This is a genomic window from Planctomycetia bacterium, assembly GCA_021413845.1.
Lineage (GTDB): Bacteria > Planctomycetota > Planctomycetia > Pirellulales > PNKZ01 > PNKZ01.
This window is the reverse complement of record JAIOPP010000146.1, coordinates 1-14523: the sequence shown is the minus strand read 5'-3', so window position 1 is coordinate 14523 and position 14523 is coordinate 1. Positions and strand designations below refer to the sequence as shown.

General features: G+C 60.3%; 11 protein-coding genes. 4 read left to right on the top strand and 7 right to left on the bottom strand.

Annotation, left to right across the window (positions count from 1 at the left end; translation table 11 throughout):
* Positions 1 to 100 precede the first annotated feature (100 nt).
* The 7 genes from K8U03_24420 to K8U03_24390 all read right to left on the bottom strand — a co-directional run bounded on the left by K8U03_24420 (position 101) and on the right by K8U03_24390 (position 10847).
* Positions 101 to 2257, bottom strand: a complete 2157-nt coding sequence (locus K8U03_24420) for an ATP-dependent endonuclease (GenBank protein ID MCE9608043.1) — start codon at positions 2255 to 2257, stop codon at positions 101 to 103.
* Positions 2258 to 2349: 92 nt separating this feature from the next.
* The gene (locus K8U03_24415) at positions 2350 to 3450 is read right to left on the bottom strand and encodes a hypothetical protein (GenBank protein ID MCE9608042.1); all 1101 of its coding nucleotides are present in this window, start codon (positions 3448 to 3450) and stop codon (positions 2350 to 2352) included.
* Positions 3451 to 3759: 309 nt separating this feature from the next.
* Positions 3760 to 6240 (bottom strand): DNA gyrase subunit B, encoded by a 2481-nt coding sequence (locus K8U03_24410; protein ID MCE9608041.1) that lies wholly within the window; start codon positions 6238 to 6240, stop codon positions 3760 to 3762.
* A 226-nt stretch (positions 6241 to 6466) separates the two neighbouring features.
* Positions 6467 to 6766 carry a DUF721 domain-containing protein gene (locus K8U03_24405; GenBank protein ID MCE9608040.1) on the bottom strand — a complete coding sequence of 100 codons (300 nt, stop codon included), beginning with the start codon at positions 6764 to 6766 and terminating at the stop codon, positions 6467 to 6469.
* Positions 6767 to 6863: 97 nt separating this feature from the next.
* Positions 6864 to 7979 (bottom strand): DNA polymerase III subunit beta, encoded by a 1116-nt coding sequence (gene dnaN, locus K8U03_24400; GenBank protein MCE9608039.1) that lies wholly within the window; start codon positions 7977 to 7979, stop codon positions 6864 to 6866.
* A gap of 346 nt (positions 7980 to 8325) precedes the next feature.
* The gene (locus tag K8U03_24395) at positions 8326 to 9501 is read right to left on the bottom strand and encodes an AAA family ATPase (GenBank protein MCE9608038.1); all 1176 of its coding nucleotides are present in this window, start codon (positions 9499 to 9501) and stop codon (positions 8326 to 8328) included.
* A 158-nt stretch (positions 9502 to 9659) separates the two neighbouring features.
* Positions 9660 to 10847 carry a cysteine desulfurase gene (locus K8U03_24390; protein ID MCE9608037.1) on the bottom strand — a complete coding sequence of 396 codons (1188 nt, stop codon included), beginning with the start codon at positions 10845 to 10847 and terminating at the stop codon, positions 9660 to 9662.
* Positions 10848 to 11085: 238 nt separating this feature from the next.
* Here K8U03_24390 and K8U03_24385 point away from each other — a divergent pair, with 238 nt between their 5' ends.
* The 4 genes from K8U03_24385 (at position 11086) to K8U03_24370 (ending at position 14378) form a co-directional block, all read left to right on the top strand.
* Positions 11086 to 11838, top strand: coding sequence for a hypothetical protein (locus tag K8U03_24385; protein ID MCE9608036.1), 753 nt, complete (start codon positions 11086 to 11088; stop codon positions 11836 to 11838).
* 413 nt (positions 11839 to 12251) lie between these two features.
* Positions 12252 to 13178: an SMC-Scp complex subunit ScpB gene (gene scpB, locus K8U03_24380; GenBank protein ID MCE9608035.1), complete on the top strand. Its 927-nt coding sequence runs from the start codon at positions 12252 to 12254 to the stop codon at positions 13176 to 13178.
* Positions 13179 to 13487: 309 nt separating this feature from the next.
* Entirely contained in the window at positions 13488 to 13733 is a 246-nt protein-coding gene (locus K8U03_24375) for a hypothetical protein (GenBank protein MCE9608034.1), read from the top strand.
* A gap of 228 nt (positions 13734 to 13961) precedes the next feature.
* Positions 13962 to 14378 (top strand): hypothetical protein, encoded by a 417-nt coding sequence (locus K8U03_24370; protein ID MCE9608033.1) that lies wholly within the window; start codon positions 13962 to 13964, stop codon positions 14376 to 14378.
* The last annotated feature ends 145 nt before the right edge of the window (positions 14379 to 14523 follow it).

Here is a 14523-nt window from a genome sequence, read left to right as displayed (position 1 = left end):
GATCTCCAATTCCGCTTCCCGTAACTTCTGAATGATCTGCTCCACTTTCAAGCGCTTCGTCCCCATGATCGCCTCCCTTTTTCAAGTGATGGTCGTCAGTCTACGACTGACGACCGGACTCGTTTAAGGGGGGCAGGTCAGTCGGGTCTTGTGCTAAGAGAGCCAGTGCGAAATCGGTTTTATGAAACGAAGCGCCTTTGATCCGCTTGTGCAAACGTTCAACGAGCTGTTCGAGCGTTTTCCCGGAATTGGCCGGAATTCTTAGTTTGAGTTCCGCACGGTCGAGATGTTGGCACCACTTCAGATTCTCGAAAACAAATGCCTCTTCCAAGGTGCGGCCGGCTAGGTCGGCGGTGACGGCATTCCATGTGACCGCCACGAGCGTCTGATAGGTGACCAAGACATGGGCGCGCGTCGCTTCGGTCGGTAGCTGGATGCACAGCTGTTCCGTAGCGGCAAGAAGATCGACGATCGTCGTCCGGGCGGGGAGCCATTGAATCAGGGTTTGGTTGGAAGTCACCGCATCCGGCGTATTCACCAAGCATGCTTTCCCGGCTCCTACGCCTGCTTCATCGGCATCGGGGAGCTCATCGGTTTCCGCTGCTTCGTCGACGGCTAACGGAGTCTCGCCGCCGACAACGCTATCGATGTCGGTGATGATCAAAGTCGTGATGCCGAGGAACTCGATCAACGAACGAAAGCGATGACCAAAGGCACCGCCGATTTCCAGAATACTCAGACAGGCTGACTTCAGCCTTGGAGCGACATTCTCGATCATTTGAGGAAGCAGCAGCCGCTCGACGTTTCCCTCTACCAGGACAGCCGCGTCGGCGAAGAACAAATCGCAGTGGGTGAGTTTGAGATACCGCTCCAGAAAGTCGCGGGTAGGATTCTCCGTCCGGTCATAGTAGGCCGACAAGTTGAGCACTTCGGAATACTGGCTGACTGCGGTTTTGGATCGACGAAAATAGCGGATCGGGCGAAATCCGCGTTCATAGAGGATGTGGGGCGAATGCGTGGTCACGACCACCTGACTTCGGTAGTGGACATGGTCCTCGCCTTCGATGGCGAGAATGTCGAGTACTTTCCGAATGAACACTTGCTGAAGCTGGGCGTGCAGGTGGGCCTCGGGTTCTTCGATAAACACCAAATGAAGCGGCGGTCGGTTCTCGTCGATATCCGTCCATTGAGAATGGAGATCGAGCAGTTCCACTACCATGTAGATCAGATTCTTGAATCCGAGGCCGTTGTACCGGTCCGGCAACGTCGGTGATTCCACGCCAGCCTCCACTTCGTCCAGCGCGTAGTGCACGCGAGCGCCGTCATGACTGCTCATGATCGTGGCGGGATTGAGCGTGGATTTGATGAGCAAACGCGGATTGGCGACACCGGGGTATCCAAGGTCACCGAGTCGACGCAGCGTGGGCTCGAATACCCTTGCGAGGTGCTCATTCAGCATCCCTTCGGCTTCGGTCAACGCCCTCAAAGCGTCGTAGTCCTCGCCGCGCTTTTCGAGATTGCGATCGTAGAAGCGGCTGAGACAACGGGAAAGATCCTCGGTGCGCGCTCCGCCTGCATTGTCGGAAAGATGTCGCTGTGCGCTGAGGAAGTCGACGCGGAGTAGCGAATTGAGGACGTCCTTGCCACTGCGCCCGTTCTCCGGAGTAATTTGCAATGGTGCATAACCGTCCGCCTCGACCAGCGACGCATCGAAACGTCCACGGTCGAGGACGTAATAACGAAGCTCGAAATCGCGCCGTAGATTGTCAGCTAGGTAGTCGCACAACGTCCGCGGCATGGGTGTATAGTTCGCACGACCGGTTCCCTCAGCCGGTTGATTCGCAAGCGCGCGATCTCGGGCCGTGTGAAAAGCGGCCCTTAAGTCCGTTTGATCGATGGCGACAAATTCGACGCGTAATCCGACCAGCGTGCCTTCCCACCTGAGACTCGGCAAAAGATCGATCACACGGTGTAAATCGGGGCTATCGACGTGAAACCACAAGTCGATTGAGATCTTCGGAAGGACGGCGTTCTCAACCTGATTGCCGTAGGCATTGATGGCCGACCAGCATTCGGCGCTGAAATCATGAATCGAGAAGCGCTCGCGCGAGCCTGCGCAGAACAGTTGAAGCACTTGTGATGCGGAAGTTTTGCCGCTGTTATTGGCGCCGACGAAGATCGAGATGTCGGCGGCGAGATCGATCCGCACATCTTTCAGCCGTCTGAAGTTGCGAACTCGCAGAGCATGAATATGCATCTCGTTTATCCAAGTCAGTGAATCTCAGCAGTCGAAAGCCGCGGCACTTGCGTGAGTCGTGTAGGCTCACGCCTACCATCCGCACCCCTCGTTCAATTCGAGGCCGGCTTACGCGCGGGTGGCACCTGCGGCGGCGGGCCGCCGATGAGTGGACCGTAGGCATAGGCCTTGAAGTGCCAACCTCCGTCGTTTGCGAGCGGCTCCCAGGTTCGGCCGCCATCGAGGCTGCGGGCAAGCTTCGTCGGTGGATAGCTCGAACTATAGAGTACGCCGTTGACGAATCGAATCTGGCGCGGTGCCGGCCAGTCGACGGTCGACCACGCCAAGCCGTCGGCGGACTTCATCAGCTTGGTGAGCTTGGTTTTCGCATCGGTATGAGCCAGCAGAAATTCGCTGCCGTTAAACTCGATACACTGCACGTCGCCGACGTCGTCACGCGTGTGATTGTTCTCAAAAGTCTTGCCGTCTGGTGTGCGAGCGATGAGCCCCTTCTCACCGATGACCACGAACACGCCGTTGCCGAAAGCGACGCGCTTCGGGCCGGGGTTCTTCGTGTCTTGCCCGGCCATCTTCGTGATCGTCGTCTCGTTGGTCTGCGGATCGAAGGCCACGACCGGTCCGTAGTCGCCGGAGCCGACGATCAGACCGTTTCCCTGCGCGGTGCCGCGAATCCAATGCCCTTGGGCCTGCGCTTCGGTGACGGAGTCTTCATCGCGGCCTCGGTCCTTGGCTTGTTTCTTGGCGGCGGCCCACATGATCTCCGTCGGCGGCGGCATCGTGGGAGTCGCCACGAGCTCCCACTTTTCGCCGTCGACGGTCTTGAAGACCTTGCCGCGCAGGTCCATCGCGAACAGCGCATCGCCGACGACTTCGAGACCGAAGATCGGCGAGCTGCCGGGGATCACACCGTCGGACCAACTCTTGCCGTCGCGCGTCGCCGTGAGCCGGCCGCTGAAGTATCCACCGCCGACGTAGAAGCCGCCTTTGAAACTCGCGGCGACGTTCAGATCGTCCTGGTTATGGCCCGGCTTGCTCCACGACCCGACCTGCGACCACGTCTTGCCGTCGGCAGACAACATCCGTTGTCCACCATGCCCGACGGCAAGCCAGGTATTCTCCGCGCCCCGGGCGACGGGCGAGAGGTAGGCCGTCGTAATGAGCAACGCCGCAAGGAAACGAAAACAAGAGGACACCGAAGGTTCTCCTAGAGGCGATGCGAATTCGGAATCTGGGCTCAGTACAACTACCGCCGACTCGCTCCAGTGCGACACACCGAAACGATTAAGTACCGTTGATTCCGGTCGCGGAAAAGATGGGGACCTGCTCTCGCGCCGGGAAAAACGGCAGCGAACAATGAGTAATCGTGGTCTTATTTAAACCGCCAAGTCGAAATCATCCGGCGATAACGATGGCAGCTTAATCCGTGGCCAAAAACTATGTCCCAGCCGGCCAAGCACTTTGTCTCAAAGGCCAAAAACTATGTCCCACACCAGCAAGCCCACTTACACATCCAAATTCCTTACCTCGAGCGCATGCTTCTCAATAAACTCGCGCCGCGGCTCGACCACGTCGCCCATCAGCACGCGGAACAGGTCGTCGGCCGCGGCGATGTCGTCCATTCTTACTTGCAGTAGCGTCCGGTTCGCCGGGTCGAGCGTGGTTTCTCTTAGTTCTTCGGCGTTCATTTCACCGAGGCCTTTGAAGCGCGTGACGTGCAGGCCTTTTTCTCCCGCCTTGCGCACCGCCGCCAGCAACCCGCGCAGGTCTTCGATGCCGATCTCCGCGTCGTCGCGGCGAAGTTTATAACGCGAGTCGAGCGAGCCGGTGCGGGCCTGCGGAATAAGGGCCTTGATGTCGAAGCCCATCGTCTTCAATTCGCCCAGGTCTTTATTGAGCGTGCGCACTTCGTGCAACTCGATGATGTGGACGCGCCGCTCGGCCGGCAACTCTTCCAGGCCTTCTTTCGCGGCGCCGTGCTTCGCTGGGGCCTCTTGCGCTTCGGCCGAAGGCTGCTCGGTTACCTTCAACTCGCCGCTTACTTTTTCTTGCTGTGCTAAGAACTCGTTCAGCTCTTCGCGCGTGAAGAGCCATTGCTCCTTCGCGCCGATGAACGCGTGATAGACCGGCAGCTTGCCGGTTTCCGGATGTTGCCGGCCGGAGTGTTCCTTCAAGCTGATGCCGCGCCGCTCGAGCGCTACCAAGGCGCTTTCCAAGCTCGCCAGCGTGCGGCAAAGCTTCACCATCTCGTCGCCGGCGATCGGCGCTCGGCCACCGCCCGGCTCGAAGACGGCGTCTTGCATGCCGAAGTCTAAGAGCTGCGACTTCATCTTTTCTTCGCTTTGCACGTAGTACGTTTGCTTCTTCGTCTTCACGCGGAACAGCGGCGGCTGGGCGACGAACACATGCCCCCCCTTCACCAGCGCGTACATTTGGCGATAGAAGAACGTCAGCAGCAGCGTCCGGATGTGCGAGCCGTCGACGTCGGCATCGGTCATGATCACGATCTTGTTGTAGCGCCGCTTCGAGAGGTCGGCGTCGGGCCCGAGGCCGATCCCGATCGCGGCGATCATGCTGCGCACTTCTTCATTGGCGAGCACTTTATCTTCGCGCGATTTATAAGCGTTGATGATCTTGCCCCGAAGCGGCAGAATCGCTTGAAACTCCCGGAGCCGGCCCCCTTCGGCGCTGCCGCCGGCCGAATCTCCTTCGACGAGATACAGCTCGCATTTCAGCATGTCTTTGCTCGAGCAATCGCGGAGCTTGCCCGGCAGGCCGTGGCCGGTAAGGGCTCCCTTGCGGCGAATCATTTCGCGCGACTTGCGCGCGGCTTCGCGGGCTTCGGCGGCGAGAATCGCTTTGTTGATGATCGCCTTGGCCGACTTCGGATTCTCTTCGAGATACTTGTTGAAGAAGTCGCCGACGGCCGAGTTGATGATCCCCTCGACTTCGCCGTTGCCGAGCTTCGTCTTCGTTTGCCCTTCGAATTGCGGGTGCGGCACGCGCACCGAGATGACCGCCGTCAGCCCTTCGCGGAAGTCTTCGCCGCCGGGAATCAGATCTTTGAAGATCCCTTCGCGCTTGCCGTAGGTATTCAAGCAGCGCGTCAGAGCGGTGCGGAAGCCGACGACGTGCGTCCCCCCTTCGGTCGTCGTGATGTTGTTCACGAACGAATGCAGGTTCTCGCTGAACTCGGCGTTGTACTGCATCGCAACTTCGAACCCGACCCCTTCGCTTTCGCCGGCGATATAGACGATGTCGGGCTGCGCCGTGACGATGCCGCGGTTCAAATGTTCGACGAACTCGATGATGCCGCGCTTGTATTGGAACGTATCGGTCTGACCGTTGCGGCCGTCGGTGAAGATAATCTGCACGCCGCGATTCAAGAACGCGAGCTCCTGCAACCGGCGACGAAGCGTATCGGCCGAAAACTTCGTAACCGTGAAGATCGTGTCGTCGGGCTTGAACGTCGTCTTCGTGCCGCGCTTGTCGGTGTTGCCGATGCGGCGGATCTCGCCCGTCGGCACGCCCCGCTCGTACGCTTGATGGTGGATGTGGCCGTCGCGATAGACTTCGACTTCGCAACGTTCGCTGAGGAAGTTCACGACCGTCACGCCGACGCCGTGCAAACCGCCCGAGGTTTGATACGCTTCCTTCTTGAACTTCCCGCCGAACTTCAACTTCGTCATCACCCCTTCCAGCGTCGGGATGCCGAGTTGCGGGTGCAACTCGACCGGGATGCCGCGGCCGTCGTCTTCGATCGTGACGGACTCGTCGTTGTTGATCGTCACGCGGACATGCTTCGCGTGGCCGGCCATTGCCTCGTCGATCGAGTTGTCGACCGTTTCGTAGACCAAGTGATGCAAGCCGCGCACGCCGGTGTCGCCGATGTACATACTCGGCCGCTGGCGGACGTGCTCCAAGTCGCTCAAGTGGTCGAACTGCGCGGCGCCGTAGTTGCCCGTCACGACTTTGATCTCGGGCATTTCCGAAGTCCGGTCATCGACCGGAGGTAGGCTGGAGGTATCGGGCACGGCATCCCTCGGCACAGCATCGCTAGGCACGGTTGCGGCAACAGGGGCGGGACTATCTTTCGGCGTAGGCTTTTTATCGGCCATAATAATTTCGATCGCTTCCGTAATGAGTAAGACAAGACTCCGTTCATCGCAACCGGTCGAGCTTCAAGCACGCTTCGCAACGCGAGCGACTTCGCTAGGAAACCGGTCCGATTTTGCAGCGTAGATCGCGAATCTTTTCTTCAGGCAAAAGTTCCGCGAGCCGGGCTACGATTCGTTCCTTCTGAAATTGTAGTTCTTGAGCAACCATCGAATTGGCGGCGGTGATCTCGGCGACTCCGCGCCGTACCGCCGCCAAGCGAGTTTGCGCGATCAGCGACTCTCCCACGGCCTCGCGCCATGCTTCGTCGCAAGTATCTGCAACTCGGACCCGCGCGTATCCCCGCCGAGCATGCAACTCAGCCAGGATATCGACGAGCCGTTTAGGGTCGAACATGTAGGGAAGGGGTCAGGGGTCGGAGGTCAGGGATCAGAGAGAACATGAAGCATCGAGGGTCCGTCTTTTCCGACCCCCGACCTCTGGCCCCTGATCCCTATCTGTCTCTCGCCAGCGGCATGATCACGTATCCGTAACCGTCGTCCGTCGTACAGACGGCGGCGCTATCGCCGTCTTTGAGTTCCAAGGTGAAGTTCTTTTCCGCATCGAGGACGCGGAAGAAATCGCTCACGTAGCGCGGGTCGAGTGCGATCGTGATCTGCGGCTCGTCGTAAGCGATCGGAAGCTCGACGCGCGATTGGCCCGTCTCCGCCCCACGACCGGCGAGCACGACCTTGCCGTCGCCGAATGCGAAGTCGACCCCGCGGCTTTCTTCGCTCGTCACGATCGCCGCTTGCCGCACGGCGCTGTGAGCCTGGCCGACGACGAGTTGAATCTTCTGCGTTCCTTCGCGCTTCGGGAACACATCGCGCCACTTGGGGAACCGCCCTTCGACGAGCCGGGAGTAAATCACGGCCCGCGGGGTCTTCACCAAGATATCGTTGGCTCGCGCGGCGATCTGCACTTCGGCATCGCCGTCGACGATCGAACGCTCGATGAACTGCATGGCTCGGGTCGGAACGATGGTCATCGTATCGGCACCCTTGTAGCCGCCGACGGCGCTGGCCGGACCTTTCATCACTGCGAGCCGGCGACCATCGGTGCCGACGGCCGTGAGCTCGCCGTCGTGGAATTCGAGCAACACGCCGCCGAGGGCATAACGGCTGCTTTCGTTATCGGTTGCGAAGACGGTGCGGCGAATCAACTCGCGGAGCAAGCGAGCCGGAAGCTCTAAGTAAGCGGTGTCGGTAAACTGCGCGACGCTCGGAAACTCGTCCGGGTTTTCGGCCGGCAAGCGAAACTCGCTCCGCTCGCCGCGAATGATCGTGCCGCGGCCGTCGGTCTCGATCCGGATCGTCGGGTCGTTCGTTTCGCGCAAGATCGAGCCGAAGCGTGCGACCTGTAGGAGTGCGGTGCCGGGAGCTTCGACCGTAACGCCGGCGACGTTGATCCGCACGCCGACTTCAAGATCGGTCGCCGTGAGAACCGAGCCGTCTTTCGTCGCTTCGAGTTTCACGTTCTGCAAGATCGGCTTAGGGCTCCGGCTCGGGGCCACGGCCGCGGCGAGTTGGAAAGCGGCTAAGAGTTTGTCCCGTTCACAACTGACTTTCATAGTGCGAAATCCGTTCTCAAGTTGAATGGCGAAGTTTCGCTTCGCCGAAGGCGTCTGCTCTTCTCTTAAAGTATTTAAATAAATAATAGGAGTAGGAATGCGAAGCTCGAAGCTGTCGATAGCGCGACGTTACACGTGATAAGTCTCGGCCTGTTCGCATTCTCCGGCATCGTCGGGCTCGTGTAGAACTTGTCGACTCGGCGTTCGTCCGTTGCTACTCGATCGTTGGTTGTTCTTGGTTCTTGGTTCGTGGCTTGTTCGGTTGTTCGGTCGTGTCGAGCGATGCCGCAACGAGTGACATGCGAGCGACAGGATTTCCCCAGGCTCGCGTCGTTCATGACGATGTTCAAAGGCGGGCGAGTTTCTGTCGGATCGCGTCGATCGCTTCCCGGGTTTCCGGATCGCTCTCGCTCGATTGTTCGAGTTTGCGGCAACTATGTAAAATGGTCGTATGGTCGCGGCCGCCGAAGAAGTCGCCGATTTCCTGCAGGCTTTTGTTCGTCAACCGGCGCGCGAGAAAGATCGCCGCATCACGAGCCGCGACGACCGTTCGCCGGCGCGAACCGCTTTTCAAGTCGGCGACCGTCAGGCCGTAGCGACGAGCCGATTGCTCGGCGATCGTCTTCATCGCCGGAGCCGCGGCTTGCGAGCGTTGTTCCAAATACCGACGCACGAACGGCGTATCGATCACGGTATCGCTGCGAGTCTTCGATCCTTCGGCAAGTTCTTGCCCGACGAGCGCGTGCAGCGTCGTGAGAATTCCGCGCAGCTCAGGCACGGTCTTTTCCAGATCGCCCGCTAAGAGCTCCAGCGCTTTCGGCTCGATCTGCATTCCGCGCAAAGTAACAATGCGCTCCAAGATCGCCCGTCGCGAAGTCGTCGACGGCGGTACCAGCGCCACGACCACGCCGCCGCTCAAGCGACCGACGAGCCCCGGCAGGAACGTTTCCAAACGTTGCGGCGGAGCATCGAACGTGGCGACGACCCGAGCGCCGCGCGCTTCGAGAGCGTCGAGCGTGTAGAGAAGTTCGCGCTGCGCGGGATGTTTCGTCGCGAGCTTCCCGACATCTTCCAACACCAAGAGATCGGCCGCGCGAAAACGATTGCGGAACGGATCGATTCGATCGGCCTCGACCGCTTCGGCGTACCGTTCGGAAAATTCACTCGCCGCAAGATGCACGACCGTCGACTCGGGCATCCGGCGCTGCCATTCGCCGACGAGCGCTTCGCAAAGATGCGACTTCCCCGTGCCGGCCGGTCCATGCAATACCAAGGGACCGGTGCTATCGACGGCAACGTCGATCGTCGCATTGGGATCCGTCGCCACGCTTGCGGGTTCGCGAACGTCAACGCCGCTACTGCGCACGACGGCCTCGTCGATCAACCGACGGACGGCCTCGAGCCCGAGCAGGTTCTCATCGCCGGAAGCGAAGTCTTCCAACGTCGGAGCGCGACGCGGCGAGCCCGTGACGAGCTCTGCGATCGGCGTCGAAGCGTGGCCTGTGAGCGAGGTGTCGATCACATCGTTCCGCGGCAAAAAATCGGGAGAGAAAATCGAGCCCGAACATCAGGACGCCGAGCTCGAAAAACGAACCCTCAATATACCGAATTTTCGCCTGCCGAGCGACCGAAAGAGGGTCGTTTGATCCGAAAAGCCGACGAATTACTAAGCCGACGACTCTAAGTTCGTTCCGAACTCGAAAGCTCATGAAAAACGGCCGTAATTCGGGCCGCCGCTTCGACGATTTCCGCCGTGGTCGTCGTCGAGCCGACGCTGAAGCGAAGCGAGCTTTCCAGCTCGGCCGGCGAGCAGCACATGGCTTCGAGCGTCGGCGACGGGCGGCTGGAGCCGCTCGCGCAGGCCGAACCGGTCGAACAAGCAACGCCGGCCTGATCGAGAGCCATAAGCATCGCTTGGCGATTTGCCCCGACGAACGCGATGTTGAGCGTCTGCGGCAACCGCGCCACGCGCGCACCATGCACGACGATCTGTGGACAACTCGTTAGTAAACGGCGCTCGAGCTCGTTGCGCAGCATCGTCAGATGCGCAGTCCGTGTCTCGCGGTCGCGGGCCCAAATCTCCAGCGCCGTCAGCAAGCCGACGACAAGCACCGGCGATTCCGTGCCGGGCCGAAGCCCTTCTTGCTGAAAGCCGCCGATCAAAAGCGGCCTGAGCACCACTCCGCGGCGCAGCGCGAGCAGGCCGATGCCGAGCGGGCCATGAAACTTATGTGCCGCGGCGCTGAGCGCATCGACGCCGAGCTTTCCGAAGTCGACCTCGATCTTGCCGACGGCTTGCGCAGCATCGGTATGCATAAGCACGCCCTGCGCGCGGCAGAGCGCAGCCACTTCGGCGACGGGTTGCAAAACTCCCGTTTCGTTGTTGCCGAGCATCAGCGACACCAGCCGCGACGTCGGCCGGAGAAGCTGCGCGAAGCGCGCGACTTCGACTCGTCCGTCGCCGTCGACGGGAATCTGTTCGACGTCGTAACCTTCGGCCGCGAGCCGTTCGCCCGGCCCGACGATCGACGGATGCTCGATCGCCGAGAGAAGCACATGCGCTGCCGGCGGGGCCGGCGCAAGCTCCCCTTTCACCGCACCGCCGACTAATCCGCTCAGCGCCAGATTGTTCGCCTCGGTGCCGCCGCTGGTGAAGAGGAGCCGGTCGGGCTGCATCGTCGCGAGGTTTACTCCTAAGATCTCGGCGATCCGCTCGCGGGCGTCTTCGATGATCCGGCGTGCGCGGCGTCCGGCCGCATGCTGGCTGGCCGGATTCGCATATCCGGCCCGTGCGGCGCGGTCCATCGCCTCGGCCACTTCCGGCAGAAGCGGAGTCGTCGCGTTGTGGTCGAGGTAAATCGATTGCATCGGCTGCCGCGACAGGAGGAAACGATGTGTCGGAAAGGGGAGCGGAGACAAAAGCGAGCGGTCAGGCCCGCGGCCTGCGGCTGCGAGAAAGCCCGGTCATTATAAGGGAAAACGGAGTGGTTTGACTGCCGTTGCGGTCGATCGCTGCTCGCGAGTATGATCCCGCCCCCCAAAGAGCGACCTCGCTCATTGTGTGGGCATGTCTCCCTTTCGGTCTTACGAAACGACGGCGAACAGTATGACGGACACTACGGAACCGGCGAAGTACACGCGCTTTCGCACCACGATCATCCTCGTGAGCATGATCGTGATGCCGCTGTTTGCGGTCGTCGGGGTGAAAATGCCGAAGTTTCTCAACGAGAAGATGAACGAATCGGCCACCACGGCGAGCGTCGACCCGAAACCGAAGGCGCGCGCCACCGGTACCCGAGCGGAAAAGAGCCGCGACCGCTCCAGCGCCGCGCCGCTCGACTCGGCCGTGAGCCTGGCGCAAGCCGAAGCTTTGCAAGTCGAACCATCGAACCCCTCGGGAAGTGTCCAGCAGGCGGAACATGCGACGGCGGTAACCTCGTCGGCAGCATCGTCGCCGACGAACAGCGATGTTCGCGCCGCTTCGGCCGGAGTGTCGCAAGCCGTGGCGATGGAATCAGTCGCCGCGAGCGCGCCGCCGGTCGGTTTCGAGGCCGGCAGCGATCTTCGACCCCTGCCGGTCACGATGGAGGAAGCGACGAAACCGGTGCCGCGAACCCCCTCTCCCACCGGCGAGCAGTTCACGCAGATCCAAAGCCGGCTCAAGGCGCTGGGTGCAACCCATTACACGCTCGAAACTTGGGGTGCTAGCGGCAACGCCTTCCGATTCCAATGCCGCATGGCCGCCGGACACAGCGCCGACTACACACGGCAATTCGAAGCGACCGATACCGACCCGTTGCGCACGATGCAAACCGTGTTGGACGAAGTCGAAGCCTGGAAAGCGGGCCGGCTTCCGTAACGGAACCCGATCGGATTCGGGACACGTCGCGGGCTTTCCTATCTTCTCACGCGGCGCCCGGTCCCCCTCTTTCGCCCGGAATCCTCTTGCAAACTTGGAAGAATGCCGGGAAATTGCTGCCGGCAGCTATTCTCGTTGCCGGTCGTTGCCGATGTACTGACTTTACCAAACGTCCCGAAAGAGCCGAGAAGCGGCGCATGTTGCATTCCACAAGAAGCCATGCCACGCTCGGTCGCTCGGGAGCCGTTGGTGGGATCGGAAACGGGTCGGCGCAGGGAGGAATCGCGGCTGCGGCGGCCGGTCGCAATGCTCGGGCTCGAGCTTTGCCGATGGCGCTGCGAAGCCCCTACTTAGCACCGCCGCGCACGAAGCAAAAACAGACGAGCGGCGGCAACGGAGTACGCGACGCACGGATGGCACGAGTCGAAGCGGTTTTGTTTCTCGCGGACGAACCGCTGAATACCAGAAAAATTAGTCAGCTGGCTAACTTGGCGGATGGTACCGAAGCGCGTACATTGATCCGCCGATTGAATGATTTTTACGATCGACAAGGAACGGCGTTTCGGGCCGAGGAAGCGGCCGGTGGATTTCAGTTGCTGACGCGACGCAAGTTCGCCGGGTGGCTGCGACGATTAGTGCGAACGCACGTCGAAGCAAGACTCTCGGCTCCGGCCTTAGAGACGCTCGCCGTGGCGGCTTATCGTCAACCGGTGACGCGGCTCGAGGTCGAGTCGATACGAGGAGTGCAGTGCGATGAAATGCTACGACAACTTATGGATCGGGACTTGGTGAAGATCGTCGGACGAAGCGACGATTTGGGCAGGCCCTTCCTTTACGGGACGACAAAAAGATTCTTGCGGTTCTTCGGCCTGCGGCATCTCGACGATTTGCCGCGAGCCACGGAATTGCGAGCGACGGGCGCCGCGGCGAAAACCACTGCGGCGAGCGACAAAAATCAAGCTGATTTATCTTTGGTAAACGATTCGATAGAGGAGCCTGAAGTGAAGATTGCAACTGAAACCGAGCTCACCCGCGACGAAGAAGTCACGCGTCGTCGTTTGTCGTGGCTGGATGAAGCCCGCGCCGAAGACGACACCGATGAAGACGAGGATGAAGACGAAGACGAAGATGACGATGATGAAGACGACGAGGAAGATGAAGACGACGACGAAGAAGAAGAGGATGAAGAGTTCGACGACGAAGACTTCGACGACGACTGGGAAGAAGTCGACGACGAGGACGAAGACGAAGATGAAGACGATGAAGATTGGGACGACGATGAAGAAGATGACGACGACGATGATGAAGAAGAGGACGAAGAGGAAGAGGACGACGAGTAAGCTCGCCGCCGCTTAAGACGCGATTGCGAACAAGCTCGCAGTTCGTTCTTCCGCCTTCCGCCTCGAGATTTCATCTCGATGACATAACGATCAAAGACCGCCCGGCGCTTCGCAGCGCCGCGGCGGTCTTTTTCGTTTCCGCCTGCGCGAACGCGCACGAGCAAGGTCTTTCTCACGAGCCTCTGGCCCCTGACGCCCGACCCCTTCCTTATCTCTTAACGAAAAATTCATCTTTTACGCGCGCATACAATGCCCCTGTGTGGGCTCAAGCGGCTTGAGGGGGTCGCTTCTTCAAGAAGGGAATTTGGTATGCGTCGGATTCTTTTAGCGTTGGCTGTGGTCGGTATCTTGGCGACGAGCGCGCCGCAGGCCGATGCGGCCTATCGCCGGCCGGTGTTGCGCGGTGCGGCTCGCGCGGCGGTTCGGGTCGGCGTCGGGTACGGATTGAGCCGAGCCTATGGTGGCTATGGCTATGGTCGCGGCTACGGCTACGGTGGCTATGGCGGGTATGGTTACGGCGGCTATCGCCCCGGCTTCGGCATCGGGTTCTATTAGGTTTCTCCTGGGTTTCTAATAAGCAGCGAATAGCAGACGACCGCAACTCCACCCGCGAACGCAAGCGAAGCTCAAGGCCTTTCGGAACTACGATTCCGAAAGGCCGCTTTCGTTCTGCGAACGGTGTAGACTAGCGATGAATTCGCGAACCTTCATCGTCGCTCGGAAGGTCTTCCATTGTCGCATTGGCTGAAACTCATCACGTTGCTGCTCGTCGCCTGGTGTGTGATGGCGACGACGCATGAGTGTGGGCATCTCGTCGGCGGTTGGGTGAGCGGCGGAACGCTGCACCATGCGGAGCTGCGACCGTGGCATCTGCCGCACAGCTTGTTCGTGCCCGACCCTCGGCCGCTCGTCACGCTGTGGTGCGGGCCGGTGCTCGGCGTCGTCGTGCCGGTCGGTGTTGCGCTGGTCGTGCGAAGCGGATCCGTTTGGAAACGGCCCGCCTGGTTCATCGCCGACTTTTGCCTGCTCGCCAACGGCTTGTATCTGGCGGCGTCGTGGATCTCAGGCGATCGCTTCCTCGACACGCCCCGCCTCCTCGCAGCCGGAGCCTGGCCGAGCGCGATCGGCGCCTACTGCGCAGTAACGATCGGCCTCGGCTACCCGCGCTTCCGAGCTCAAATAAGGGGACATCTACTTTAATAATGTAGAATGTCCTGCTCCGTAGAAAACATCGGATAATATCCGTCAGCTAGCAAGGGTGGTTCGGCAACTCTCGTCGTATGAAGACGACGAAGAGTCCGCGTCGGGTGTTGCGGTTCGCGTTGGCGACGGGCCTGTTGGAGTT

Bases quoted from the DNA above. Each gene is read 5' to 3' on its own strand.
- K8U03_24420 (MCE9608043.1), bottom strand. From the start codon at position 2,257: ATGCATATTCATGCTCTGCGAGTTCGCAACTTCAGACGGCTGAAAGAT.
- scpB (MCE9608035.1), top strand. From the start codon at position 12,252: ATGGCACGAGTCGAAGCGGTTTTGTTTCTCGCGGACGAACCGCTGAAT.
- K8U03_24390 (MCE9608037.1), bottom strand. From the start codon at position 10,847: ATGCAATCGATTTACCTCGACCACAACGCGACGACTCCGCTTCTGCCG.
- K8U03_24370 (MCE9608033.1), top strand. From the start codon at position 13,962: ATGGCGACGACGCATGAGTGTGGGCATCTCGTCGGCGGTTGGGTGAGC.
- K8U03_24385 (MCE9608036.1), top strand. From the start codon at position 11,086: ATGACGGACACTACGGAACCGGCGAAGTACACGCGCTTTCGCACCACG.
- K8U03_24375 (MCE9608034.1), top strand. From the start codon at position 13,488: ATGCGTCGGATTCTTTTAGCGTTGGCTGTGGTCGGTATCTTGGCGACG.
- K8U03_24410 (MCE9608041.1), bottom strand. From the start codon at position 6,240: ATGCCCGAGATCAAAGTCGTGACGGGCAACTACGGCGCCGCGCAGTTC.
- K8U03_24405 (MCE9608040.1), bottom strand. From the start codon at position 6,766: ATGTTCGACCCTAAACGGCTCGTCGATATCCTGGCTGAGTTGCATGCT.
- dnaN (MCE9608039.1), bottom strand. From the start codon at position 7,979: ATGAAAGTCAGTTGTGAACGGGACAAACTCTTAGCCGCTTTCCAACTC.